At 36.2% G+C, this 26149-nt stretch carries 22 protein-coding genes; 9 read left to right on the forward strand and 13 right to left on the reverse strand.

Annotated elements, in window-relative coordinates; all coding sequences use genetic code 11:
• Window positions 1–149 precede the first annotated feature (149 nt).
• The 4 genes from tkt to OXU93_RS06730 all read right to left on the reverse strand — a co-directional run bounded on the left by tkt (window position 150) and on the right by OXU93_RS06730 (window position 4384).
• Entirely contained in the window at window positions 150–2156 is a 2007-nt protein-coding gene (gene tkt, locus OXU93_RS06715) for a transketolase (RefSeq protein ID WP_267383417.1), read from the reverse strand.
• Entirely contained in the window at window positions 2116–2379 is a 264-nt protein-coding gene (locus OXU93_RS06720; protein WP_267383418.1) for a hypothetical protein, read from the reverse strand. Before OXU93_RS06720 ends, tkt begins: the two co-directional genes overlap by 41 nt.
• 140 nt (window positions 2380–2519) lie before the next feature.
• On the reverse strand, window positions 2520–3056 hold the full coding sequence (gene cysC, locus OXU93_RS06725) for an adenylyl-sulfate kinase (protein ID WP_267383419.1): 537 nt from the start codon (window positions 3054–3056) through the stop codon (window positions 2520–2522).
• Window positions 3057–3178: 122 nt separating this feature from the next.
• Entirely contained in the window at window positions 3179–4384 is a 1206-nt protein-coding gene (locus OXU93_RS06730; protein WP_267383421.1) for a lipid-A-disaccharide synthase-related protein, read from the reverse strand.
• 421 nt (window positions 4385–4805) lie between these two features.
• Here OXU93_RS06730 and thrC point away from each other — a divergent pair, with 421 nt between their 5' ends.
• Window positions 4806–6110, forward strand: a complete 1305-nt coding sequence (gene thrC / locus OXU93_RS06735) for a threonine synthase (protein WP_267383422.1) — start codon at window positions 4806–4808, stop codon at window positions 6108–6110.
• A 105-nt stretch (window positions 6111–6215) separates the two neighbouring features.
• Complete coding sequence (locus OXU93_RS06740; RefSeq protein ID WP_267383423.1) at window positions 6216–6491, forward strand: MoaD/ThiS family protein; 276 nt, start codon at window positions 6216–6218, stop codon at window positions 6489–6491.
• A gap of 261 nt (window positions 6492–6752) precedes the next feature.
• Here the strand turns inward: OXU93_RS06740 and OXU93_RS06745 are convergent, their stop codons facing one another.
• From OXU93_RS06745 to OXU93_RS06755, 3 genes are all read right to left on the reverse strand, one after another.
• Window positions 6753–7121 (reverse strand): DUF1818 family protein, encoded by a 369-nt coding sequence (locus OXU93_RS06745; RefSeq protein ID WP_267383424.1) that lies wholly within the window; start codon window positions 7119–7121, stop codon window positions 6753–6755.
• Window positions 7118–7765, reverse strand: coding sequence for a hypothetical protein (locus tag OXU93_RS06750; RefSeq protein ID WP_267383425.1), 648 nt, complete (start codon window positions 7763–7765; stop codon window positions 7118–7120). The genes OXU93_RS06745 and OXU93_RS06750 overlap by 4 nt, the downstream gene beginning before the upstream one ends.
• Before the next feature lie 111 nt (window positions 7766–7876).
• A complete protein-coding gene (locus OXU93_RS06755) occupies window positions 7877–8107 on the reverse strand; it encodes a DNA-directed RNA polymerase subunit omega (protein ID WP_267383426.1) in 231 nt (76 codons plus the stop codon).
• A 171-nt stretch (window positions 8108–8278) separates the two neighbouring features.
• On the opposite strand from OXU93_RS06755, the gene OXU93_RS06760 reads away from it, so the two are divergent.
• The 4 genes from OXU93_RS06760 (at window position 8279) to OXU93_RS06775 (ending at window position 13565) form a co-directional block, all read left to right on the forward strand.
• Window positions 8279–8977, forward strand: coding sequence for a GDSL-type esterase/lipase family protein (locus tag OXU93_RS06760; protein WP_267383427.1), 699 nt, complete (start codon window positions 8279–8281; stop codon window positions 8975–8977).
• A 416-nt stretch (window positions 8978–9393) separates the two neighbouring features.
• A complete protein-coding gene (locus OXU93_RS06765; RefSeq protein ID WP_267383429.1) occupies window positions 9394–11007 on the forward strand; it encodes a SpoIID/LytB domain-containing protein in 1614 nt (537 codons plus the stop codon).
• Window positions 11008–11412: 405 nt separating this feature from the next.
• Window positions 11413–12777 (forward strand): TrkH family potassium uptake protein, encoded by a 1365-nt coding sequence (locus tag OXU93_RS06770; protein ID WP_267383430.1) that lies wholly within the window; start codon window positions 11413–11415, stop codon window positions 12775–12777.
• Window positions 12778–12875: 98 nt separating this feature from the next.
• Window positions 12876–13565, forward strand: a complete 690-nt coding sequence (locus tag OXU93_RS06775) for a potassium channel family protein (RefSeq protein WP_267383431.1) — start codon at window positions 12876–12878, stop codon at window positions 13563–13565.
• Window positions 13566–13843: 278 nt separating this feature from the next.
• On the opposite strand, the gene OXU93_RS06780 is transcribed toward OXU93_RS06775, so the two are convergent.
• The 3 genes from OXU93_RS06780 to leuB form a co-directional block, all read right to left on the reverse strand.
• On the reverse strand, window positions 13844–15514 hold the full coding sequence (locus OXU93_RS06780; RefSeq protein ID WP_267383432.1) for an alpha-glucosidase family protein: 1671 nt from the start codon (window positions 15512–15514) through the stop codon (window positions 13844–13846).
• Window positions 15515–16377: 863 nt separating this feature from the next.
• Window positions 16378–16638 carry a hypothetical protein gene (locus tag OXU93_RS06785; RefSeq protein ID WP_267383433.1) on the reverse strand — a complete coding sequence of 87 codons (261 nt, stop codon included), beginning with the start codon at window positions 16636–16638 and terminating at the stop codon, window positions 16378–16380.
• A gap of 66 nt (window positions 16639–16704) precedes the next feature.
• Entirely contained in the window at window positions 16705–17790 is a 1086-nt protein-coding gene (leuB, locus tag OXU93_RS06790; RefSeq protein WP_267383434.1) for a 3-isopropylmalate dehydrogenase, read from the reverse strand.
• 984 nt (window positions 17791–18774) lie between these two features.
• Here leuB and OXU93_RS06795 point away from each other — a divergent pair.
• Window positions 18775–20400 (forward strand): NADP-dependent glyceraldehyde-3-phosphate dehydrogenase, encoded by a 1626-nt coding sequence (locus OXU93_RS06795; RefSeq protein WP_267383436.1) that lies wholly within the window; start codon window positions 18775–18777, stop codon window positions 20398–20400.
• A 278-nt stretch (window positions 20401–20678) separates the two neighbouring features.
• Here OXU93_RS06795 and aspS read toward each other — a convergent pair whose 3' ends face one another.
• Window positions 20679–22475: an aspartate--tRNA ligase gene (aspS, locus tag OXU93_RS06800; protein ID WP_267383437.1), complete on the reverse strand. Its 1797-nt coding sequence runs from the start codon at window positions 22473–22475 to the stop codon at window positions 20679–20681.
• A gap of 219 nt (window positions 22476–22694) precedes the next feature.
• Entirely contained in the window at window positions 22695–23093 is a 399-nt protein-coding gene (locus OXU93_RS06805; protein ID WP_267383438.1) for a tyrosine-type recombinase/integrase, read from the reverse strand.
• A 300-nt stretch (window positions 23094–23393) separates the two neighbouring features.
• Here OXU93_RS06805 and OXU93_RS06810 point away from each other — a divergent pair, with 300 nt between their 5' ends.
• On the forward strand, window positions 23394–23687 hold the full coding sequence (locus OXU93_RS06810; RefSeq protein ID WP_119259368.1) for an RNA recognition motif domain-containing protein: 294 nt from the start codon (window positions 23394–23396) through the stop codon (window positions 23685–23687).
• A gap of 589 nt (window positions 23688–24276) precedes the next feature.
• The gene (locus OXU93_RS06815; RefSeq protein WP_267383440.1) at window positions 24277–24900 is read left to right on the forward strand and encodes a TIGR04282 family arsenosugar biosynthesis glycosyltransferase; all 624 of its coding nucleotides are present in this window, start codon (window positions 24277–24279) and stop codon (window positions 24898–24900) included.
• Between the two features lie 75 nt (window positions 24901–24975).
• On the opposite strand, the gene OXU93_RS06820 is transcribed toward OXU93_RS06815, so the two are convergent.
• The gene (locus OXU93_RS06820; protein ID WP_267383442.1) at window positions 24976–26100 is read right to left on the reverse strand and encodes an aldo/keto reductase; all 1125 of its coding nucleotides are present in this window, start codon (window positions 26098–26100) and stop codon (window positions 24976–24978) included.
• Between the last annotated feature and the right edge of the window lie 49 nt (window positions 26101–26149).

Raw genomic sequence — 26149 nt, forward strand, 5'->3', positions numbered from 1 at the left:
ACAATATTTACTATGTAGCTAATAAGCGCGCACTAGTTATTTATAACTTCTCATAAAATGTTGTATATAAATAATCATGAGTAACGACAGCAGCCCTCTAGAATTCTAGAAGGCTGTTGGTTATCTTTAAGGAAATATAGAAGGATGAATTAACTTAAAACTTCTTTTGCCTTAGCAACAACATTCTCGACAGTATAACCAAATTCCTTAAGGACAACATCACCAGGAGCAGAAGCACCGAAAGTATCAATGCTGACGCTAGCCCCTTCATCCCCGACATAACGATGCCAGCCAAAACTAGTTCCTGCTTCAACGGCAAGACGTTTTTTAACTGATTTGGGAAGAACAGACTCTTTATAAGCTATATCTTGTTCTTCAAATAATTCCCAGGTAGGCATAGAAACAACTCGAACTTTTTTGCCTTCACTAGTCAATACTTTTGCCGCATCAAGACAAAGTTCTACTTCGCTACCAGTTCCAATGAGGATGATATCAGGAGTACCATCACAATTGCTAACAATGTAAGCACCTTTTGCTACTGCATCAATGGAACTTCCAGCTAGATTGGGTAATCCTTGCCGAGATAACGCTAATAAGGTAGGACGATGACGGTTTTCTATTGCAATTTTGTAAGCACCAGAGGTTTCATTTCCATCTGCAGGACGAATTACAATTAAGTTAGGAATTAACCGTAAAGATGCAATATGCTCAACGGGTTGGTGAGTGGGTCCGTCTTCTCCTAAAGCTACAGAGTCATGAGTCATAACCCAAACTACTCCTGCTTCAGCTAGAGCAGAGATACGAATAGCGTTACGCATGTAGTCGGTAAAAACGAGAAAAGTAGCACCGTAGGGGATCAACCCGGATCCGTGTGCCGCTATCCCATTGCAAATAGCTCCCATACCGTGTTCACGCACCCCAAAACGAATATTACGATTTCCGTATTGCCCTTTTTGAAAATCTCCAAGACCCTTAAGTAAGGTTTTATTAGAGGGAGCTAAATCGGCTGATCCACCGATTAATTCAGGCAATACGCTAGCGATCGCATTCAAGGTTGCACCGGACTGGTTGCGAGTAGCGTCTTTTTTACTTTCGGGAGTATAAGTAGGAAGAGCTTTGTCCCATCCATCGGGCAAATCACCATTGGTCATCCGCTTTAGAAGAGCAGCATCTTCAGGATATTTAGTTTGGTACTGAGCAAACAATTTATTCCATTCTGCTTCATAGCTTGCACCACGAGCAACCGCTTTGCGAAGATGATCTAAGGCATCAGTAGGGAGGTCAAATGGAGCATATTTCCATCCCAAATGTTCACGAGTAGCCTTAACCTCATCAGCCCCTAAAGCTGCCCCATGGACATCGTGACTGTTAGCCTTGTTAGGAGAACCATAACCAATGGTAGTAGTAATTTTAATTAAAGAAGGCTTGTCGGTAACTGTTTTAGCTACTTCAATAGCATTAGCAATACCGTCTAAATCTGTATTACCATCTTTAACATGCTGAACATGCCAACCATAAGCTTCAAACCGTTTGGAGACATCTTCCGTGAAAGAAATATCCGTAGAACCATCAATGGAGATATGATTATCGTCATATAAGGCTATTAGCTTACCTAAACCCCAATGTCCCGCCAAAGAACAGGCCTCTCCGGAAATTCCCTCCATATTGCACCCATCGCCCAAAATCACATATGTATATTGGTCGATAATCTTACAATCTGGTTTATTAAATTTTGCAGCTAAATGAGCTTCAGCTAGGGCTAACCCCACTCCGTTGGCAATCCCCTGTCCTAAAGGTCCAGTAGTAACCTCAATTCCTTCAGTAACATGATTTTCAGGATGTCCAGGAGTCTTTGATCCCCATTGGCGGAATTGCTTAACGTCATCAATGGAAACACTGTCGTATCCAGTTAAACACAGCATCGCATAGTGAAGCATACAGCCATGTCCAGCCGAGAGGACAAAGCGATCACGATTTAACCATTTAGGATTTTTGGGGTTGTGCCGCATGAACTTATCCCAAAGGACAAATGCCATAGGAGCAGCTCCCATCGGCAATCCAGGGTGTCCGGACTTAGCTTTTTCAACAGCATCAATGGACAAAAAGCGAATAGAATTAATGCACAGTTCTTCGAGTGACTGGGTGGCAACGACCATAATTTTTCTTGGATAAATTACGACAATTAAGATAACAATGGGTACCGAGTTTTATAACTGCTAGCTGTAGGCTGCCCCAAGGTTTGTCTTTATCATCCCATTCTTGCGTAACGATGGGAAGAGATAGTCGAATAATTTCCTTTGTGGTTGTAGTCGCTATAGTTGCATTTTGAGCAAGACTGAATTTATATTCTCCATTTGATTTGAGATGAAAACTTTTCAATTTTTGAATTTTTTCGTAACTTAATTTTTTGCTATGAAATATATTTTTATTTATTGCAGACTCTAATGTTCTAAAGTATGCTCTCTAAAATTAAGGTCTAATTTTATCCACTTTGAGAGATAAAAGTTTGAATATATGATTCAACTTTTAGCTATATACCCCATTTCTCTAAGTTTTTGCCAGACTTTATCGACACTTTCCTCTAAAGTTTCTAAATCAGTCCGACATTCTATTTCCGGGTTTAAGGGATTTTCATACGGGTCGTCAATTCCGGTAAAAAACCTAATTTCTCCTGAACGAGCACGTTTGTACAATCCTTTTACATCACGGTTTTCACATACATCTAGGGGCGCATTGACAAAAACCTCTACAAAGTTCCCAATTTTAGCTCGAACTTCATTCCGAATATCACGATAGGGAGAAATAGCTGAGACAATAACGATCACCCCATGACGAGTTAATAAATCCGCCACAAAACCGATACGGCGAATATTTGTATCACGATCCTCCTTAGAAAAGCCTAGTCCCTTAGTCAAATTTGTTCTGACAACATCTCCATCAAGAACTTCAGTAGAATAGCCCCCATCACTCAATTTTTTTCCTAAAATCCTGGTAATACTGCTTTTTCCAGCACCACTTAATCCCGTTAACCAAATGGTTACACCTTGTTGTTTCATAGTGGCATTATAATCCTACTGATATATTGTTTTTTTTATATATAGTCTCGAAAAGGATAACCCGTAACGGGATAGATGACAATAGATGAGGTTATATTTTTGTCAGCTAATGTCAAATGCGGTTACAACAACTGAGCGATAGCATATGCTAGGCTGTCAGATCCTCCTTTTTGACCCACTCGTCGCCGTCCATTTTCTAAACATGCTTCTAAATATTGGGGATTTTTAAGGATACTTTGAATAGTGTGGGCAGCATCCGTGAATAGAGTAGGATTGTTTGGAGTTGTCCCAACAGTTTTTACGGAAATTCCTAACAGTCGCATTTGTGCATCAGCAAAACTATAAGTGAATTGAGGACCATAACCTGGAAGCTGTACAATAGGTTTGCCTAGACCCACTGCCTGTTCTACTGCTGTTCCTGCCATCCCCAAAACTAAATCGCACCGTTGTAATATATCGGCAAAGGCATTCCAATAACACTCTACAATGATCGTCTTATCCTGCTTAGTTTTACTAAATATTCCCGGTGATTGATATTGCCATCCCTGGTTTTTGGCGATGGTTTTTAGATCTTTTTCCATGACATCGGAGACTAAAGGCACTCGAAATTGCACTATTTCCAATTCACTGATTGCCTCACATACTTTTAATTGTAATGTTAAGTTATGAAGAGCTTCGGGAAGACGACTCCCAGGGAGTAGGGCGATTGTTGGTATTTTGGGATTTAGATTCAAATTGTTATCTGTAGGAGACAAAACATCTAGAATAGGATAACCAGCAAATGTGGCTTTAGTCATACCTTGTTGTTGTAAGTCTTCGGCGGTAAATGCGTCACGGGTAAACACTGCCAGACACCTATGTGATTGTAAACACCATAGAGTTAATTTAGGTAGCCGAAGTCTACCTTCATAATAACTAGAAGTAGACACGAGAAAGGCCACAAAGGGACGGTTAGTAAGGTAAGCCATGACAACGGGAAAAACATCACCTACAGCGACGCAAAAACTACAATGCTGGCGGTAGTTCAGCAATGATTTAATTTGACGTAATGTCAATCCTACTAAGCCTGATGATATATCTTTAACTAAATTTAAAAAATGGGTGTAGAAAATTCCCCCGGATGGTAAGGTTTGTCTCGGACCGATAAGAGAAATTCCCAAACGCTGGTAAGCATTTCCTGATCCTACTAACGCCATCGCCACTATATTAGTTTTGGGAGCAATTTTAATCAGTGACTGGAGTATGAGACTTGCATTAAGATCTTCTCCTGTGCCATTACTAATGAACAATACCTGCTTCTTGGGAATGATAGTCTTTTTATATACCATTTATTGTAATTTAAGGTATTTAGAAAATAAAATTTTATTGAAACGATATTATCGTCTGGTAGATTTTGTAATTTTAAATTTGATAGATTAATATAAACATTAAAAATCTAAGAGCCCTTAAATTTAAAGTTCTAATTCGACCGCTTGCTCTAATCAATAATATATTTTATCACTTTTAATAAAAGATAATAATTACACTTCAATTAATATGAATGTGTAATTATTATCTTTTATTAACTATATAGATGTATATTTTCATATCGAAAGTAATTTAGCACAAAAATATCTAGTATGTTAATGCCGACAAAAATAGTCGGGTATGTTTGACTCTATAAATCGACCATGATAGTATGCTTAAAAGCGAGTAAAAATTCACGGAAGATCTCAGTAAAAGATTCACGAGAAATCAGGATCAAGACCCATGACCCAGGCAACGAAAACTCAAACCACAACCAAACCTGCCACTTTCACTCATCTCGTTTCCAAGGAAGGTGGTGTTAAATATCCCCTGAAAGCTATTCATGTGTGCGAGGAGACCTTTTCTCCTCTGGAAGTAGCTTATGACTATGATGCTATTCGTACTCAAGTCAGCCGTGAAATCATTGAAGCAGGTCCTAACTCTATTTGGCGTTATAAAGCATTTTTGCCCGTGGAAAGCGAAAATCCTATTGACGTTGGCACTGGGATGACTCCGTTAGTGAAATCAAAACGTCTAGCTCGTCGCTTGGGTCTGAAAGCTCTCTATATTAAAAACGATGCTGTGAATATGCCGACTCTTAGCTTTAAAGATAGAGTGGTTTCTGTGGCTATGACTCGTGCTAAAGAATTAGGTTTTACAACAGTTTCTTGTGCCAGCACAGGAAATTTAGCTAACTCTACAGCAGCTATTGCTGCTCATGCTGGTTTAGACTGTTGTGTCTTTATTCCAGCTGATTTGGAATCGGGTAAAATTCTAGGAACTCTTATCTACAATCCTACAGTGATGGCAGTTAAAGGCAACTACGATCAAGTTAATCGTCTCTGTTGCGAAGTAGGTAATGGCTATGGGTGGGGATTCGTTAATATTAATCTACGTCCCTATTATTCTGAGGGGTCTAAAACTTTAGGATTCGAAGTAGCCGAACAACTTGGCTGGAAACTCCCTGATCATGTAGTGGCGCCTTTAGCTTCCGGCTCCCTCTACACTAAGATTTACAAAGGATTTCAAGAATTTGTCAAAACAGGATTAGTTGAAGATAAACTTGTTCGCTTTAGTGGTGCGCAAGCAGAAGGATGTTCCCCTATCGCTGCTGCCTTCAAAGAGGGACGAGACTTTATAGCTCCCGTTAAACCCAATACTATTGCCAAATCTATAGCTATTGGGAATCCAGCTGATGGTTGCTACGCTCTCGATGTCGCCCACAAAACTAACGGAAATATCGAAAGTGTCACTGATGCAGAAATTGTTGAAGGCATTAAACTTTTAGCGGAAACTGAAGGAATCTTTACTGAAACTGCTGGAGGAACAACCATTGCCGTCCTAAAGAAATTGGTAGAGAACGGCAAGATCGATCCTGAAGAAACTACTGTAGTCTATATCACCGGAAATGGACTAAAAACTCAAGAAGCAGTTCAAGGATATATAGGTGAACCTTTGACTATTGAACCAAAATTAGATAGTTTTGAACGTGCCCTGGAACGTTCTCGGACTCTAGAACGTCTTGAATGGCAACAAGTTTTGGTTTAGTTTATGTGTAGTCGTCGGGAAACTTTTATCCGTTATACTTGATGACTGCACTTCTTTGCCACGCTAATTATTAGATAATTGGTAATTATTTATCATTAAACAACTATGGCTGTTAAAGTATTAATTCCTACACCCCTGCAAAAGTTTACAAATAATCAAAAAGACTGTGAGTGTACAGCGAGTAATTTTAACGAATTACTTGACTCTCTCGAGGAAACTTTTCCCGGAATTAAAGCGCGTTTATGTGATGAAACTGGAGCTCCCCGTCGTTTTCTAAATTTTTATGTCAATAGTGAAGATATTCGCTTTTTAGACAATACGAACACTGTCCTTAGTGATGGGGATGAAGTAAGTATTGTTCCAGCAGTCGCAGGTGGTTAGAGTTAGGTATATATAAATTGAAAGCAGTGAACAGTGTTTTGTTTGTTCTGTTTGCTGTTTTTTCATTGACAGGTAAATCATATCAAGTTTCGATTGAAGTTACTGTTAAGTTTTTCTTTCCTAGGGTCTCTTAAAAAAGCTCTTGCGTCTACTCGTTATAATTTTTCTATTCTAATATATAAAAACTCGTAATTATTATGCTCTTTAAATAACTCACACTATATATCCTATCGTCATATTCTATCGTCTTTTCTGGAAAGATTAAAGTATTGTAAAAATTGTAACAGCTTGATACAATTCTTCTACTGTTTCCTCTGTCCAATTACCCTCGCAACAACGACCTTGATTAAGGATAAGACGCAAGGAGTAAGCGTGAGGATATCCTTCTACTCCTAACCATAATAGTTCGCTTTCTGCCTCACAGGCAATTCTTTCAGCTTCCATTAATTCCTTAGACATTATTTCCATTGTTTCAGTTAACTGTTTAAACAAGCGACAAAAATCTTTAAATTCGGCGCCCGTTAATTCCAAAGCCCAATCTTTGCCACCAATCAATCCTTGATAAGTAACAGCCTTGGGATTCCAACCAATACGCCATCCTATTCCTTTTTTAAGCAGGCTATCACTCATAACTTTAATAAATCAGCATCTCCCGGGTTGGAAAGCCTAGGTCCTGTAGCAGGAGCTACAGTAGAGGACTCAGGTATTAATTCGTTCTGAACTGTAGGTGGCTTTGTTTTTCTCTGTTCAGGAGTATAGATACTGACTAGCAAATCTACTAACTCTTGACGTTGATGGCGGTTTAAGTCCTGAATTGCTTCTACGTCAGTTTCCATAGGATTCTTTTTTAAGGTAGAATTCCCTGGATAACGATCTTTTTTTATTGACTCATTTACCCCCAAATAGTCAGCCAAAGTAATTTTCCAATCGAGGGAAACACTGGGGGCACGACGTTTTAAATCCCTATGATAACGAATTAAACGACTGATCAGAGTCTGAAAAGGGTCAACTTCTCCTGTATCCTGACGGATATATTGATTTTCTTTAGGCAGATAAGATAGTTTTTCGTAAACTATAGTAGCAACTTCTTCGGGTCGTAGAGTTTGGGCATTAATAGGTTGAACCCTAAAATTTCCGTTACAAGTCAGTTCAAGCTGTCCTATCCCCATGACTAAACCAGTGCTTAAAAGGGTAATAATCAGCAGTCTTATGTTCCGTCGATAGATAGGTAAGCAAAAAGTTTGAATTTGAAGCTGAGAGATTTTCCAAGTCATTACTTATTGAGATTAAATATAGTTAATATAGATTCTCTTTCCCGTTTAGTGGACCAATATAAAAATGGGACTAGCAAAGCAAGGTCGATATAGAACAGATGATTTTAGTCTTTAATTATCACTAATAATTTCAGGTTGAGTGAGCTCATCCGACATTTCGATAATGGCACGTATAGCCGGCTTCATTGAAGGATCATCAACACTATCAAATTCTTCGTAACGACGACGTTTAGCACGATTAGCTACTTGCACCGTAATTCGATACCGGTTAGCCGCAGCATCGAGTAGTTCTTGCGCGTGATATATAACTTCAGATGAATCAAAAGCAAGTCTGTTCTGCATAAATATTAAGTAGACCGTATACGTAAATAATGTAGTTGACTAAGATTTGTCTAGTTTAACAGTCGTTTCAAAGACTGTATAGTCCAATACGAAGAGCTGGTTGCCCTATAAGTTATAATCAAGTCTCGTAATATAAAGTCTTTGTAAATTTACTCAAGGAGATATACTCTAATGCCAACTGTTGGGCAACCAACTCAACTTGTCAGGTCATCTATTAAGTCTTACCCCTTAAAGATAGTAGCCTTGGGGGATAGTTTGGTTTATGGACACGGCGACCCAGTTGGCGGAGGTTGGACAGATAGACTACGTCGTAAGTGGATGGGAGATTTACAAACTGGTCATGTTTTGTACAATTTAGGTATTAGAGGAGATCGCGTTTCCCAGGTAGCTGAACGGTTAGAGGGAGAGTTTCGATACCGCGGGGAATTGCGTAATCAAGTACCCGACCTTATTATACTTTCAGTGGGAGTTAATGACTCCCCTAGATTAGGGCAACCTAACGGACGTCCGTTTACAGATTTTACAATATTTGAGCAACAAGTAGGTCATCTATTACACCGAGCTCAACAATTATGTCCTGTTATCTTTGTGGGAATGGTTCCAGTTGATGAAGTAAAAATGCCATTTTTAGGGTGTTTTTATTTCAACCATTTTGATCAGTATCGCTATAAAGAAGCTACAAAAAAAGCCTGCAATAGTTTGAATATTCCTTATCTGGATATCTTTGATTTGTGGCTAGAAAGAGGAGAAAGTTGGCTGCAATCAAGCTTGAGTCCCGATGGGCTTCACCCCAATGTTGTCGGCTATAAATCACTATTAAGGGATATCATTAATTGGCAATATATGTCAAGCTTAATAACTGATGTATAATCCTTCTAACAATTAAGAATATAAGTAACTTTAGAATCCATAAGTGTTTTAATGTACTAAGTATCAATTGTAGATTTTAAATTTTTATACTTTGGACATTATAAATTTTGGTATTAGGTATTATAAGTTGTTAACCTTTTAAGGATAAATAAATTTGGCAGTGAGCAATTATGGTCATTGTTTACATTATATAAATTCATTTTTTAGAGTCATAGTAAATTGTCCTAGGCGATTTATTATAACTAGTGTGATACTGTAAAATCTATTTATCCTTAAAGGCTCAGAAGTAATAATATTCTTTCTATGACCGTTAGCAACAATTTTTAGCTGACTTCGTCTAGCCAATGAGTCAGTTTATACATTCTAATAAGGAAATGACAACGAGTAAAATATAAAAACCATAAATTCAGCTTAATATGGAAATCACCAAGACTCATAACCCAGTCAGGCGCAAACATCTATGTATCAGTTTATTTTCTCTTCTTATTTTGATTGGAGCGGTTTGTGCTTTTCCTGTAACGGCAACAGATGTTGAGCTAGAAGTGGGGGTTGTTCAACGGTTTGGAAAAGAAGAAAAGGAAAAATTATTAATTGCAGCTACTGGAGAGGATACCCTAACCCTGAAATTTAACGATAATGAGGGTCAACAACAAATCGTTCAAACTGATCAATTTACTGTTGAGATAGTCAAACAAGCTCTATCAACACCTATTCTACGAGAAAAGGTTGTTTTAAGTGACCATGCTACTTTTGAAACTGCGGAAGATAGTGCGAATAAATGGAAAAAAAGAGGGATTAGAGTAGAAATTACCCAGCCTGGACAGTGGCAAGTTTGGGCAAAGCGTGATGTTTACAAAACTCCCTTATTACGTCGTTGGTTATTAGAAAATCTTAAAACTAAAGGCTTTAAAGATATCTATCTTGAATTAGAAATTTTAGCGGACACTCCTCAAGCAACTTTTACCGTAGCTGGTCAAATTTATAGCCCTGATTATTTAGAGATAATTTCAGAGAAAAATCCTATTCAAGTAAGTGTTAATCAAGAGAAAGTACGTCATTATGGGGGCAGTCTACGGCTACAACCCAACGCTTATGGAACTTATACTTTAGTTAACAATATTTCTCTTGAGCTCTATCTTAGAGGGGTTGTCCCTCATGAAATTGGACCTTCTGCCCCCCTTAATGCCGCGAAAGCTCAAACCATTATTGCCCGTACCTATGCTTTACGCAATATACGACGGTTTCAGGCAGATAACTACCAATTATGCGCTACAACCCATTGTCAAGTTTATTATGGGTTAAGTGACACTAGCGCTAAGGCTGATCAGGCAGTTGCGGCCACTAAAGGTTTAGTCTTAACTTACGAAAACGAGTTAGTAGATGCTCTCTATTCCTCTACCACAGGGGGAGTGACGGCTAAGTTTGGTGACGTTTGGAATGGAGAAGAAAGACCTTATCTCAAGGCAATTATCGACTCTCCTAAAAAGCTTTGGGATTTATCAGAAACATCCCTAGCGAAGGAAAAGGATTTCCGTAGTTTTATTAGCTTAAAGAATGATTTTAATGAAACAGGAAGAAATGTTTTTCGCTGGAATCGACAAGCGACCCTTGAAAGTTTAAGTCTAGATTTACAAAAGTATCTTGAAAAACGCAAACATCCCTTAGCTGATCTACAAATGATTCAATGGATGGAAGTCACTGAAAGATCGGAATCAGGGCGCATTCTAACAATGAAAGTAGAAACAGACAAAGGTTTGTTAGAGTTACATAAAAATGAAATTCGTAGCGCTTTTCATCCCCCTCGCAGTACATTATTCTATCTAAAACCTATCTACAATGGAGAGAAAAATTTAAAAGGGTTTGCTTTTATTGGAGGGGGATTTGGCCATGGCGTGGGGATGAGTCAATATGGATCTTACAATTTAGCCAAACTAGGTTGGAGTCCCGAAAAGATCCTTTCCTTTTATTATCCTGGAACAAAAGTTAAACATCTTAATGACTCGATTATTTTTTTACGACCACAACAATAAATAACCGAAATTATTTAAATCAAAAGTAAATAATTATAAAATTTTACTTTTCCTTGTTGATAATGTTACTGAATCAGCACTCGGATTTCAGTTGCCTATGGGAGATAGTGTGTTGCCCTTATTTAATATGCTTAATACTCAAATAGGGTTGAGACTCACCAGTAATATTCTTGGTTCTTCTAAACCTAGTATGATAGATTAATAATTGATAACTTTCAAAACTTGTGTTCTGACTGTGTTCTTTTACTCCACAAACTTAATATTGATCCTTTCTAAAAATCAAGTTTGTAGGATATTAGATATGTCGTAAAGTACGGCTTTCATGTTTTTTAGCATAAAGTTGTCATAGCCAATTTGAAAAAACCAATTTTTTTGGGTTTTTCGTTGTTATCTGCAATCTTTTTTATGACTATTGCTCGTACTATCTGTTTAGGGTTTCTATCTGTAATCGTAGTGGGAACTCTTTTATTGATTTTGCCATTCTCTACATATGATGATCATTGGAACAATCCGATTATCGCTTTATTTACAGCAACTTCTGCTGTCTGTGTAACTGGCTTGATTGTAGTTGACACAGGAAGCTATTTTTCTTTTTGGGGACAGTTGATTATTTTGCTATTAATTCAAATAGGAGGGTTGGGATATATGACAACGACAACCTTTTTGATATTATTAATTGGTAGGCGATTTGATCTTCGACAGAAATTGGCCATTCAAGAATCTCTAGACCGTCCCCTTCGCCGAGGAAATAGTAAGACAGTCATTAGTTCTATCATTGGAATGACTTTTGTTTTCGAAATTATAGGAGCTTTACTTTTATTTAACTTTTTTGAACCTAAATACGGAAAAAGTAGTGCATTATGGATATCTATATTTCATAGTATTAGTGCCTGGAATAATGCTGGATTCAGTTTATTTTTAGATAGCTTGGCTGGGTTTAAGGACTCTATTACGATTAACGTTGTTATCACTTCTTTGATTATTTTTGGAGGCATTGGTTATTCGGTTATTATTGAACTGTATCTTTGGATGTTATATAAAGTTACAAAGCAAAAAGAAAGGGTTTTTTTATCTCTCAACTTTAAGGTAGTTATTAGTACCACGGTATTCTTATTGATACTAGGAACAATTATGTTTTTATTGGTTGAGTATAAAAATAGAGCAACCCTAGCACCACTGGATTTTAAAAGTAAACTATTGGCAGCATGGTTTCAATCCGTAACAACTAGAACCGCAGGGTTTAATAGTATTGATATTGGGCAAATGACAATTTCTGGACTATTTTTAACTATGGGTTTTATGTTTGTTGGAGCGAGTCCTAGTGGAACAGGAGGAGGAATCAAAACTACAACACTTCGTATTTTAACTAATTGTACTCGTTCGGTTTTACGCGGTAACGATCAAGTTGTTATGTATAAACGTGAGATTCCAGTTTCTCTAATCTTAAAGGCGGTCGCAGTCGTTTTTGGTTCAACTATTATGGTGATTTCTATTACCTTTCTCATCTCTTTTATTGAGATTAGTTTTCACCCAGGTTTTTTTGATACTGAAGTCAGTTCATTTCAAGTTTTATTTGAGGTGATTTCAGCCTTCACTACAGTAGGTCTTTCTACCGGTATTACCGCTAGTCTTTCTTCTTTGTCACAACTTTTAATAATTCTAGCCATGTATACTGGGAGAGTGGGAATCCTTGTTTTTATGGCAGCCATTGTAGGGGAAACAAACCCTAGAGTCGTTCAATACCCTGAAGAACGTTTGTTAGTAGGGTAAAGAAATAGTCAAGTTATATTCTAATTTTTAAGTTAGAAAGGCAACATAGAGGATGAAGAGCAGCATCTTTTAAACAACAAGATCATAGGGAGTAAATATTGGGATCTTTAAATTTTTTGAATCATCTACGTCGAGAGACTCGTCAATTTGCAGTTATTGGTTTAGGCCGTTTTGGACGAGCTGTCTCTGGAACGCTTTATAAACTAGGATATGAAGTATTAGGAACCGATATTAAAGAATCTATAGTGGCACAGGTTTTAAATGATAAAATCGCTTCTAGTGCTATTCAGTTAGATTCTACCCAACCTAACGCCTTAAAAGAGGCTGGAATTTTTGAGTTTGATACGGTAATTGTGGCTATTGGAAACTATTTGGAAGAAAGTATTGTCACAACCCTCAACGTAAAAGAAGGTGGTGTTGAATGGGTTGTTGCTAAGGCCTCTTCTAAGGTCCATGGAAAGTTATTGGAACGAGTAGGAGCAGATTTAGTTGTCTTTCCTGAGTATCATGCTGGGTGTGAATTGGCTTATACTCTGACAAAACCAGCTATCCTTGAAAGGTTTGATCTTGATCCTGATCACAGTATTGTAGAAATTTGGGTTCCTGAGGAATTTCACGGAAAGACAATTGAGGAATTAAACCTTCGCAATCGTTATAAAATAAATGTTTTAGCTACTGGAAGAGAAGATCAATTCAAAATTAATCCGGCCCCTCAAGAAAAACTCGATAAAAATTTAGTTATGGTCGTCATCGGTTCTAATAAAGATATTCAACAATTACCAATTTAATGGTAGCAAACCTACTAATTAGCAGGTCCATCCGAGTTTTATTTATCACATAGATATGTGCGACAGAATAAGCCTTCTGGTTTACTGAAAACTTATCGTTGTGGCTGAATAATTGTCTTAGCTATGTCTGTTTTGGGAGAACTAGCTAAGTTGTTTTGATTGATTGACTATCCTTAAATAAGTTTAAGACTGGCTACTATGTAACCATCTTTCCAGAAATCAAAGTTAGACGCTTCTTCTAACTATTGTTAGGAGAAGCATCAAATAAGAAAACTTGATTATGATTCTCGTTCAAAAATTCCAAAGCCAAAAGGGTTCATTTCAACAGTTCTTTGCCCATTACCCAAATTGGTTGCGGGAAAACTTCTGATGTTAGACCCAATAATTTCCTTTCCATACCGAAAAGAAATAAGATGAGAGTTAGTTTGTTCGCTAATGTTAAAAACACAAAGAAGTTCTTGATCAGGAGTTTTTCGTAAGAAGGATAAGATACTATCTCCGGCTTCAATTAATTCCACCGACCCGTATTTTAAAGCCGGTTGACGATTGCGCCATTTGAGAAAAAATCTAAAATAATTCAGCATAGAATCCTCCCGTCCTTCTTGAGCTGAAACAGCAAGAGACTGATATCTTTCATCGACAGGGAGCCAAGGTTCTTCATTATCTGTAAATCCAAAGTTAACTGCATCTGATTCCCAAGGCATAGGAGTTCGACAGCCATCGCGTCCTGCAAAATAAGGATAAAAGAAAATCCCAAAGGGATCTTTCATTTTCTCTTTAGAGACATTGGTTTCTGTTAGCCCTAATTCTTCTCCTTGATAAAGACAAATGATGCCTCGTAGAGTAGGTAACAAAGAAATCAGCATTTTCTCAAAAGCCGGGACTAGGCAAGTATCTTCTGGTTGCCACCTTGACCTGGCACGAGGAAAGTCATGGGTACTCATAGTGATACAGATCATCTCTTCCTCATCTGCTTCAAGATGAAGAGATAAATCTTCAATCGCTTCGGCAATTAGTTTTGGGGTCAGTTTGTCATTAACCAATAAAGCACTGTTGTATGCTGTATGTAACCGATTTGCTCCTCTAATATACTCAACCGTTTGTCTCATGGGATCATCAGCTGCTACTATTTCTCCAATAGCGAAGGTTCCAGGGTATTTATTCAACGTTTTGCGAATACGTCTTAAAGATTTTATATTTTTAACCTCATTCATATTGTGGAGATTAATAAAATTGGAATAAGGATTAAGAGGAGAAACTCCATCTTGATTTGGCATTCCTTTGGTACGGGTCGGATTATCTAGTAAACTTTGATCATGCATATAATAATTACACGCATCAAGACGTACCCCATCAACCCCTTTTTCTAGCCAAAATTCCACTACTTTCATGATTTCTCTGACGACATCAGGATTATGCCAGTTTAGATCAGGTTGGCTATCGATAAAGTTGTGAAGGTAGTATTGTTGGCGGGATTCGCACCATTTCCAAGCAGTTCCTCCAAAAATTGACAACCAATTGTTAGGAACATCTCCCTGATTAGAATCGGACCAAATATACCAATCTGCCTTAGGATTGTATCGATTAGAACAACTTTCAAGGAACCAAGGGTGGATATCAGAGGTATGACTCCACACTTGATCAACAACGATTTTAAGATTACGAATGTGGGCTTCCTCAATCAATTTCTCAAAATCTTCTAGAGTTCCAAATAGAGGATCAACTGCATAATAGTCCGAAATATCATATCCGTAATCCTTCATAGGAGACTGGTAAAAAGGTGTTATCCAGAGAGCGTCAATTGGAAGAGATGCTAAATAATCAAGCTTTTTGATAATTCCTTGCAAATCTCCCACACCATCACCATTACTATCGTAAAAGCTACGGATATAAATTTCATAAATTACGCATCCATACCACCATGGATATTGTGATTGGAAACTAGACATCAGAGTAGTTACCTCAAAAAACGAATGTAAAAAATAAAGCTGAAATCCAAAGTTAAACTGTAAAGTCTTTGATGATAAAAGTTTTGACTTATGTTAATTACTTAACAACAAATAACTATTAATCAGATACCTGTTGTTTGTTGTATCGTCGCAATCAACTGCTATTTTACGACTGTATAGTACGTGATTGTATTATTGACATTAACTGATGATATCCTCTAAAAAGTTACTATAATCAATCTATACTTAATCAATAGGTATATCTAAGCAAGCATAAAATGAGAATATATTAGCAAATAGTACTCACTAGATATTAACCCGTACGAACATTAGATTAACATAATTCAAAAGAAAAAACTATCTGAGTATACTTAATCCTAAAAGATTTTATAAAGCAAGAACATAAATAGATATTTTATGTATAAATACAATAATCTAAAAAGATAGTAACAAAAACAGTTATTAAATGTATTTTTCAGTAATTGGTTGGAAATAAATTTGGAATCAATATTATATTAAATGACTATAAATAAAAATATTAAATATTTTACTGCAGCCTAGAATTATTTAATTTATGTCAAATAAAAAATACCAATTAAATTTAAAAACGATTAGTATTTTTCAGTAAACAGTTGAAAATAATAAAGAAGCAAAGACAAAAATAAAACTATTTCTAAAGACACTAACTCCAATAGGTAGATCAGAAAATATTTATAATTCTCAAAATTATGTTATAGGACTATTTTATTGAGAGACTATATTCATATATATCAATTAGAAGACTATATAAATGTACTTTATTAAAAATTAAATTTTAAAAAATATGAGAATTTAAAATTAACAAAAATATAATAATTGTTAAACTAATGGACTTCAATTTCAAGTTGATTGGTTGAGATAAAGCTCTCTCCTGGTAATAGAATAGGTTTTTTGCGAAAAATTATTTGTCCTTGTTTGTTTTTGCGGTTAATAGCGATGCCACAAGGTTGTCTATCGTTTTTTGGATATAAAACACAATAGCTTCTATAAATGCGCTGCGCTGCCCTTAAAACATCACAGTCAATAGTAATTGGGAGCTGTATTTCTTGCTGTTTGATGTCCCGTGTTTTATGTGTATATTTCACTGTTTTATTCTCCACAATTTTACCTTTGTTACATCTCATACTAATTAATACCGACTAGAAAACGGATTAAGATTCCACTACTTTAAGCAATACATCCCCCATCTCTTGACATCCTACTGATCTCATCTGAGAGGACATAATATCTCCTGTACGGTAGCCTTGGGCTAAAACTTCTAATACACTTTGTTCAATTTTGCTTGCCGCCTTGGGTTCATCCAATCCATAACGTAACATCATAGCTGCACTTAGTACCTGAGCAAGGGGGTTAGCTTTATCTTGTTTAGCAATATCAGGTGCTGAACCATGAACAGGTTCAAATAATCCTGGTTTTTCTGATCCTAAACTGGCTGAGGGTAACATCCCAATACTACCAGTTAGCATTGCTGCCGCATCAGATAGGATATCCCCAAATAAATTGCCCGTCAGAATAGTATCAAACTGTTTGGGAGCGCAAACTAGCTGCATAACTGCGTTATCAACATAAAGGTGAGAAAGTTCAACTTCAGGATACTGGCATGCTATATGATTGACACGATCGCGCCATAATTGAGACACATCTAAAACATTAGCTTTATCAACAGAACACAATTTGCCACTTCGTTTTTGGGCGATTTCAAAAGCAACTTTGGCAATACGATCAACTTCTGACTCCATATAAGCCATTGTGTTAATCCCTCGTTTCTCTCCCATTTCAGTCTCAAAAATGCCTTTGGGTTGTCCAAAATAAATACCTCCCGTCAATTCTCGAACTACCATGATATCAACTCCTCTTATTACTTCTCTTTTAAGGGAAGAAGCGTCAATTAGTTGAGGTAAAATAGTTGCAGGACGTAAGTTGGCAAAAAGATTAAGTCCAGCACGAATCGCTAACAGTCCAGTTTCGGGACGTTGATGACGAGGAAGATTATCCCATTTGTATCCCCCAATTGCAGCTAGTAAGACAGCATCACTATTACGACAGCAGGTTAAGGTTTCTTCAGGAAGTGGGTTTCCCGTTGCATCGATCGCTGACCCTCCAATGAGGGCTTCTTGAAAGTCAAACTTTATATCAAACTGTTTTCCAATAACGTGTAGGACTTTTACAGCAACCGCCAAAATTTCTGGACCAATGCCATCACCGGGAAGAAGGGTAATTGTGTATTGCCTCGTCATAAGGGACTCTTCTTTAATTCATGTGCCTGTTTTTCATTGTACATTGAACTATGCTTAATGCTTTGTCAAAACACTCTTCATTTAATATTGTTTAAATAGTAAATAGACAAAATCTGAAATGCTCAATCCTCCAAGTAATTTTTAATAACTTATTTAACTTTTTTATTATATTAAATGACAATTTTTGACTCACCAAGACACTTAATATATAGAATATAAAAGTTATTTATTATATCTGTTCCTAAAAATATTCTGAATGCAATTTTTTTCAAGAACAGTTTACTACTTAAATGAAGTGATATCAGTAATATAATATCAGCTAACCTAACTATAGAACACTCGTCTAACCCACTATAACTATAGTCCTTTATCTTCTTGATTTTAGAGACTGACTGTAAATTTCATATTAAAATAGTCTTGGCGTAAATTATTATTGTATAACTCCTCACAAGTTTTTAGTTCAAAGTGCATTAAGAAATAATAGAAGTTTCAATTTTTACCCAATAATAAAAGTTTATTTAATAAACTATTCTTGATGTTTTACATATGAAGGATGTCTGACTTTTTAAAATGTACTCAAATCCCTGTAAAACACATCATATTTAGTTTAGTTAAAGAATTAAGTTGTATTGTAGATTAACTTAATTCTTTGATCTTTACAAAAAAGTGATATATAATACATTCTTGAGATAAGCTTACAGCGAATCTTCTTTTTTGAGATAAACTCACAGCGAGTCTTCTTTAATTCAATTTAATCCTGACCTAGTATTTTACTATAATCTTTTAATCGATATTAAATTCTCCTCATAACTAACTATGTCTCAGCAATTTTTTATTTCTAGCCTCAATACAATAAAACCTGTTTCTATTCGTTACAGAAAAGAAATTTTTATTAAACTCAGCTAAAATTTTACTGAATATCTTTAAATAACTTGATATTTGATCTATCTTTAAAAAAGTTGTCAAACAATATAACAAAACATCATGAGTATTATTGCAAAAATCAACAATATTTTTCCTTCTCTTGAAAAAATTCCTCCAGAATTTCACCTTAAAAATCATATTGAACAACGAGAATATCTAATTGATGGAAATCTACAGATTTGGGACGGAGAAATGGAGGAATCCTTATCTCCTGTTTATTTGAAAACAGCTCAAGGATTGACTCGTAAAAAAATTGGTGACTTTCCTTCTTTAGGACAAGAAGCAGCCTTGTCTGCATTGGATGCAGCAGGAAAGGCTTATGATAATGGACGAGGAAAATGGCCGACTATGCCCGTTGGTCAACGAATTGAATGCCTTCAAGACTTTGCCTATCGAATGAAGGAAAAACGAGCAGAAGTAGTGAATCTTTTAATGTGGGAAATTGGGAAATCTTATACGGATTCCTGTAAAGAATTTGATAGAACCGTTAACTATATTGAAGACACTATTGATGCTCTAAAAAGTTTGGATAGAGTTTCCTCTCGTTTTGAGATTACTCAGGGAGTTATCGGACAAATTCGCCGTGCACCTTTGGGGATTGTTTTGAGTATGGGTCCTGCTAATTATCCCCTTAACGAAACATTTACTACTTTAATTCCTGCTTTAATCATGGGCAACACTGTTGTTGTTAAAACTCCCCGTCCAGGGGTGTTGTTGAACTATCCCTTGCTAGAAGCATTTAAAGAAGCTTTTCCTCCTGGAGTTGTTAACACTATTTATGGTAAAGGTAGAAATATTTCACCTGTATTAATGGAGTCAGGAAGGATAAACGCTTTAGCTTTTATTGGAAGTAGTAAAGCAGCTAATAATCTTAAAAAACAGCATCCAAAATCTTATCGTCTCAGATCAATTTTAGGATTAGAAGCTAAAAATCCGGGGATTGTTTTACCCCATGCCGATTTAGATTTGGCAGTCAAAGAATGCATTTTAGGTACCCTATCCTATAATGGACAAAGATGTACTGCAATTAAAATTCTTTTTATCCATACTGCTATTGTTGATAAGTTTTTGGATAAATTTATCGAAGCGATAAGTAATCTTAAATTTGGTATGCCTTGGGAAGAAGGAGTCTTCCTAACTCCCATTGCTGAGCCAGGAAAACCCCAGTATCTTCAAGACTTAGTGGAGGACGCCAAGAAACATGGGGCTGATGTGATTAATGAGGCAGGAGGAACAATTAACGAAACCTTCTTTTACCCGGCAGTTCTTTATCCCGTAAATGAACAAATGAAAATTTATTCCGTTGAACAATTTGGACCAGTTGTTCCTATTGTTCCTTTTGATGATATTGAGACTCCTATTGATTATTTAGTACAGTCAGACTACGGACAGCAGGTGAGTATTTTTGGACAGAATACAGAAGAGCTCGCTCAACTAGTCGATCCCCTAGTCAACCAAGTTTGTCGGGTTAATTTGAATAGTCAATGTCAACGGGGACCTGATACTTTTCCCTTTACCGGACGGAAAGACTCTGCGGAAGGAACCTTATCAGTTAATGATGCTCTAAGAGCTTTTTCTATTCGTACTCTAGTGGCAGCTAAAGAAATTGATCTAAACAAACAACTAATTTCTGAAATAGTCAGGGACCATAAGTCTAATTTCTTATCTACTGACTTCATTTTGTAAGTAAATTGTCTAATCGATCCTTTACATCCTTTCTGTTAAAAATTAATACTTATTTTTTAGGTTAACTAAAAAGTGATAAAAATTAAATTTTAGTTTTTCTTAATAGAAAGGATGTAGTTGGATTTTTACAGCTATTAGAATTCTAGATCTGACTATGATGAATTGTCTATTGTTTACTTTTAGAACTTAGATAGAACAAGGACTCTTGAGTAAGAGTCATATTATGGTTTTATAGATATAATCCTTATTAAGATGACCTCATCACTACTTTGTCTTAACTATTCGATTTTAGATTCAGGTTGATAAATAGATTTAACCTGCAATTCCTTTAATTGTTTTTCGTCAACAGTAGCCGGTGCTTGTGTTAGTAAACAACTTGCTTGTTGGGTTTTTGGAAAAGCAATAACATCTCTTATCGAATCCTCTCGAGCTAATAACATTACTAAGCGATCTAATCCGTATGCAATACCTCCGTGAGGAGGAGTTCCATACTCAAAAGCCTCTAATAAAAATCCAAATTTGTCGGATATTTCTGATTTAGACAAACCGATGGTTGCAAAAACTTTTTTCTGGATTTCTTTCTGATGAATTCTTAAACTTCCGCCTCCGATTTCTACTCCGTTATATACTAAATCATAAGCTTGCGCTCTAGCAGTTGTGAGATTATCTAAATCTTCTGGGTTAGGTGCGGTAAAGGGATGATGTAATGCTTCTAATCGATTTTCATTAGCATTCCATTCAAACATGGGAAATTCAGTAATCCAAAGTAAATTAACTTGCTCATGATCAATTAATCCTAATTGTTCTCCAATTACTAGTCGTAATCGGGACAAAGAACTATTAACTATATCTGTCTCTCCCGCTCCGAACAACAGTAAATCTCCTGGTTTAGCTTGTGTTCTAGCTAATAGTTCAGTTTTTTGCTGTTGGCTTAGATTATCTTTAATTGCCCCAATAGTATCGAGTTTATTGTTATTTTTAATCCGAATAAAAGCAATTCCTTTTGCTCCTACATCGGTAGCCTTTTTAAATAAATCTCCTCCAGGTTTAATACTTACATTAGAAATAGTTTCATTACCCCCAGGAATCGGTAGAACTTTTACTTTGCCACCATTTTTAACTGCTTCTGCAAAAACTTTAAATCCGCTATCTTTAACAATATCTGAAACATCTACTAAGGTTAAATTAAAACGAGTATCAGGACGATCTGTTCCATATTTTTCTAAGGCTTCTGTATAGGTTAAACGAGGAAAAGGGCGAGATATTTTAAGGTTCTTAACAGTCTCGAAAATATAGCAAATTAACTCTTCATTCAAATCTAGAATTTCTTCTTCCGACATGAAACTCATCTCCATATCTAGCTGAGTAAATTCTGGTTGTCTATCAGCTCGTAAGTCCTCATCTCGGAAACAACGGGCAATCTGGTAGTAGCGGTCACATCCTGATACCATTAATAATTGCTTAAATAATTGAGGCGACTGGGGTAAAGCGTACCATTGACTGGGGTTAACGCGGGAAGGAACCAAATAATCTCGTGCTCCTTCAGGAGTGGAGCGAGTAAGAATAGGAGTTTCTATTTCCATAAATTGCCGTTTATCTTCGAGATAACGACGTATTGCTTTAATAACCTTATGACGTAATTGCAAGTTTTTAGCCATGCGATCACGCCTTAAGTCCAAGTAACGATATTTGAGACGAACATCTTCTCGTACTGATTCTGTCTCTAAACTTGATATCATAAAGGGAAGTTGCTTATCTACCCTGTTTAGTAGTTCTATTGTATCAGCATATATTTCCACTTCTCCAGTAGATAATTTTGAGTTGAGAGATTCTAGAGGACGTCGACTGACACACCCTACTATTTTGACCACATATTCATTACGTAGGCTTTCTGCATCAGGATAAAAATCGGGAGTTCGCTGAGGATCACTAACAATCTGGATAATTCCTGTGCGATCACGTAGGTCAATGAAGATCACACCTCCATGATCCCGTCGGCGATCGACCCAACCAAATAGGGTAACAGTCTTATCAATATCAGTTGCTCGTAGGTCGCCGCAATAATGAGTTCGCATCAGAATTAAATTTTAGTTTTATCAAAAGTTACGTTTTTTTGTTCGGCCTTGCTGAATCAAAAGACGCATTGCCCATTATCACGTATTTAGTTACGTTCGAACGCCTTTTTTTAGATCGAGTTAAGATTCAATTATAAAATGTGAAAATTTGTCAAAGATAGAAATATTCTTTAATTCTTATTAAACTTAATACTTTTTGTAATTTAATAGCAATAAAAATTAACGAAGAATAAAAAAATAAATTTCTGGGAGATTAATTTGACGTGCCGTCATATTTAATACTTTAAAAACTACACAAGTTTTGAAAGGTTCTCCTTTAGAATTAACAAAAAGAAAAGCTGATTTCTGAGACTTAAGTCCATTGAGATAAATAGTTAAATAAGGTCTTAATAATGGAGTTATAGGAACTAGTTTGTAGGAATTGAATTCTGATCTTGCAATTTTTATTTGGTCAGGATAAATATCGTTAGTTTTTAAGAATAAAATGTCGCTAATTCTTGATGAAGTAAAATAGGAGATTGCTACCATTGTTTTATATGGAAGCGGCAGAGTTTCAAGAAATTCCTGAAGTAGAGATTCTTGAGCTAAATTAGGCAAAGAAGAATCCGACGGATACATTTTGTTGAGAATTGATAAAGGATATGGAGAGAAAATAAAAATATAAAGAAAAAATTAACACAATGTATACTAACAAGTTTTTTAAAGTCAAGCTTAGGTAATTATATTGGAAAAGACGTGTCGAGTTGACTGAAATGTTTCTTTCTCATTCTGAAAGTGCTATTATTAAACCAATGAGAATTTGAGTATCGGTTTTGAGTTTGTTATTAGCATTGACAGGTTTTTCCCGTTTTGTCTTGGCAAGATGCTCTCCGAAATCTAAATATCTCTACACACATTAGTCGTCAATGGAGACAATCTATGTCCATTTATGTAGGCAACCTTTCTTACGATGTTACGGAAGATGATCTTAATTCGGTTTTTGCCGAATATGGTTCTGTCAAAAGGGTTTATGTCCCAACTGACCGAGAAACCGGTCGTATGCGTGGCTTTGCATTTGTTGAAATGAACTCAGTCACTGAAGAAGACAAAGCTATCGAGACCCTCGATGGGGCTGAGTGGATGGGACGTACTCTTAAGGTCAATAAAGCTAGAGAGCGTGAACAGCGTGGTGGTGGTGGCTACGGTGGTGGACGCGGACGGAACCGCTTCTAAACTGCCTGACGTCATTTGCCACACATTAAAGCAGTGTGGCCTTTTTGTGGCTTAACATCTCTTCAGATCAATCCAAATTATATAATTCTATTTTCCTAGAGACTTTGTGCGCAACGTCTCTAGGCTATTCCTGAGATTTATCGCTTCACTATAGCAATCAAATAAAAATTCATGGGAAATCCTTTTTCTTTTTGACTGATATTTCTGTTTTATGAACAATTTTTAGTTGCCATAGATTTAGATACAATATGGTATTTTTGTAGTTGGTTTCAAATTAGAAAATCAAAAAGTAAAAATTTAAAAAAAACAATACCAATTAGCAAAATCTTGCTTTTAAATACCCGGTAAGCTAATAATTTAAGATAAAGTCTAGATATTAGTTACTTGTTATGTAATTCCTGATACTTTTATTTGCTAAAGTCTTTAAATTTATTCATTAATTGATTTAATTATTTATTATTATAAACTTACTTTTTGATGAGATTTTCTGTTTCCTATTTCTAGACAAATATTTTTTATTAAGGAATTTAACTCAACTTATAATACAGTGAAGGATTGAGATTTTGCTAACTGATGATCAATCAGTAAAATGATTAATAAAAACTATCACCGTTTAATTGTTTTCACCCGTTATCCTGAACCTACAAAAACCAAAACACGCTTGATTCCTACTTTAGGAGCAGATGGTGCAGCAAAGTTACAGGTTCAACTAACAGAGTACACTATAAAGAAGGTAAAAAAATTAACAAAAGAAATCTCTACCGCCGTTTACTATACAGGAGGTAGTCAGAAATTTATGGAGAATTGGTTAGGAGATAAATTCAGTTATTGTACTCAGCGTGGAGAAGATTTAGGAAGTAGGATGAGGTCGGCTTTTGAGGACTCCTTTAAGTTAAGATTTTCCAGAGTAGTCATTATTGGAACTGATTGTCCTGCTCTAAACATAGAAATTCTTGTAAATGCCTTTGAGTCATTAGATAAAAATGATTTAGTTTTAGGAGAAGCATCTGATGGTGGTTATTATTTAATTGGACTAAAAGAAATTATCCCTGAGTTATTTAAAAATATTCCTTGGGGAACGGATGAAGTTTTTTCTAAAACCAAAACTATTGCTCAACAACTTGGACTCAATATAGTTGTTCTACCTGTCTTGTCCGATATAGATCGTCCCAAAGATTTAGTAATTTGGGAGAGTCACAAGAATAATAGATAAAAATGACGCTTCTTCTAATTTCGGAACGGCTACAATAACAAGTAAAATGCTAGTAACAATAATTGGTATGAAGAATTACTCCCATAAACGCCGACGGGGTAGACCTTGTAGTCGTTGATGGGTATCTTGTAATAGTTTAGGGATGTTTAATTTTTCAGGACAACGAGGAAGACAATCACCGCATTCGTTACAGTAGCTGCATTGATTTCCTGGAAACCAATGAGCAGCATTTCCGAACATTTTATAACGATATTTAGCAAAATCAATCATATCATAAGCAACGGCAAGATTACGCAACCGTAATGCTTCAGGAATGTTAATGGTTTCAGGACAAGGAAGGCATTGATAACATTGACGACAATAATCGCTTCCTAAAGTTATTTCTATGTGAGTTTCTAAACGTTGAAAGACTTCAATTTCACTTAAAGTAAGAGGCACCACATCTGACTCTGGAAGACAAGCTAATTCTTTGGGGTTTGCTGCTCCTACACTTAAAGTGGTTATGCGGTGGTCACTCAATAAAAACCGGTAAGTTAATTCTAAAGGAGAAAACGGCTCACATAAACGTCGTAAGCGGCTTGGTGGGGTATAAAGACAACCCCCTTTGTCTCCAGGAGAAATGATAAATATTCCCAGATTCCTTTGAGCTGCTAAGATAATTGCGGGCGCATTGCGTTGAAAAAAATAATAATAATGAAGATTAACAAATTCAAATAAATCTGTTTCGATTGTTTCTAAAATCAAGTCTAAACTACCATGAGTTGAAAATCCAAGATGACGAACTCTTCCATCGTCCAATGCTTTTTCTAATGTCGTCCAACATCCATTAGGCTGGGTAAGCCAACGAAGATGTTCCCATGTGTTAATTCCATGAATTGCTAAACAGTCAAGGTAATCCACTTGAAGACATCTTAAAGACTCATCTAGCCACTGATCCATCTGGTCGGGGTCAGGAGTTGGTGGTAATTTTGTTGTGATATATAGTTTTTCCCTACAGATTAGAGATTGCTGGACTAGAAACTGTCCTAAGTAGCGTTCACTGTGTCCATAACCTTTTGCCGTTTCGAAATGATTAATGCCTAGGTAGATCGCCTGTTCAATAGTTTGTCTGAAGATAGTCTCAGAAGACAAACAGCGCATGGTCCCTAGGGAGAAAACAGATAAGAGTAAATTGGTTTTACCAAAACGTCGATAGAGCATACTAGTATTTGCCTACCAGGTAAAAAGCTAAGAGTAAATTATGTTTACT

This window comes from Cyanobacterium sp. uoEpiScrs1 (assembly GCF_947331815.1).
In the GTDB taxonomy this organism is placed as follows: domain Bacteria; phylum Cyanobacteriota; class Cyanobacteriia; order Cyanobacteriales; family Microcystaceae; genus Rippkaea.

Bases quoted from the DNA above. Each gene is read 5' to 3' on its own strand.
- thrC (WP_267383422.1), top strand. From the start codon at position 4,806: ATGACCCAGGCAACGAAAACTCAAACCACAACCAAACCTGCCACTTTC.
- OXU93_RS06805 (WP_267383438.1), bottom strand. From the start codon at position 23,093: ATGTATCCGTCGGATTCTTCTTTGCCTAATTTAGCTCAAGAATCTCTA.
- OXU93_RS06780 (WP_267383432.1), bottom strand. From the start codon at position 15,514: ATGTCTAGTTTCCAATCACAATATCCATGGTGGTATGGATGCGTAATT.
- OXU93_RS06745 (WP_267383424.1), bottom strand. From the start codon at position 7,121: ATGAGTGATAGCCTGCTTAAAAAAGGAATAGGATGGCGTATTGGTTGG.
- OXU93_RS06755 (WP_267383426.1), bottom strand. From the start codon at position 8,107: ATGCAGAACAGACTTGCTTTTGATTCATCTGAAGTTATATATCACGCG.
- leuB (WP_267383434.1), bottom strand. From the start codon at position 17,790: ATGACGAGGCAATACACAATTACCCTTCTTCCCGGTGATGGCATTGGT.
- OXU93_RS06765 (WP_267383429.1), top strand. From the start codon at position 9,394: ATGGAAATCACCAAGACTCATAACCCAGTCAGGCGCAAACATCTATGT.
- OXU93_RS06740 (WP_267383423.1), top strand. From the start codon at position 6,216: ATGGCTGTTAAAGTATTAATTCCTACACCCCTGCAAAAGTTTACAAAT.
- OXU93_RS06810 (WP_119259368.1), top strand. From the start codon at position 23,394: ATGTCCATTTATGTAGGCAACCTTTCTTACGATGTTACGGAAGATGAT.
- cysC (WP_267383419.1), bottom strand. From the start codon at position 3,056: ATGAAACAACAAGGTGTAACCATTTGGTTAACGGGATTAAGTGGTGCT.
- OXU93_RS06820 (WP_267383442.1), bottom strand. From the start codon at position 26,100: ATGCTCTATCGACGTTTTGGTAAAACCAATTTACTCTTATCTGTTTTC.
- OXU93_RS06795 (WP_267383436.1), top strand. From the start codon at position 18,775: ATGAGTATTATTGCAAAAATCAACAATATTTTTCCTTCTCTTGAAAAA.
- OXU93_RS06760 (WP_267383427.1), top strand. From the start codon at position 8,279: ATGCCAACTGTTGGGCAACCAACTCAACTTGTCAGGTCATCTATTAAG.
- OXU93_RS06750 (WP_267383425.1), bottom strand. From the start codon at position 7,765: ATGACTTGGAAAATCTCTCAGCTTCAAATTCAAACTTTTTGCTTACCT.
- OXU93_RS06815 (WP_267383440.1), top strand. From the start codon at position 24,277: ATGATTAATAAAAACTATCACCGTTTAATTGTTTTCACCCGTTATCCT.
- OXU93_RS06730 (WP_267383421.1), bottom strand. From the start codon at position 4,384: ATGGTATATAAAAAGACTATCATTCCCAAGAAGCAGGTATTGTTCATT.
- tkt (WP_267383417.1), bottom strand. From the start codon at position 2,156: ATGGTCGTTGCCACCCAGTCACTCGAAGAACTGTGCATTAATTCTATT.
- aspS (WP_267383437.1), bottom strand. From the start codon at position 22,475: ATGCGAACTCATTATTGCGGCGACCTACGAGCAACTGATATTGATAAG.
- OXU93_RS06770 (WP_267383430.1), top strand. From the start codon at position 11,413: ATGACTATTGCTCGTACTATCTGTTTAGGGTTTCTATCTGTAATCGTA.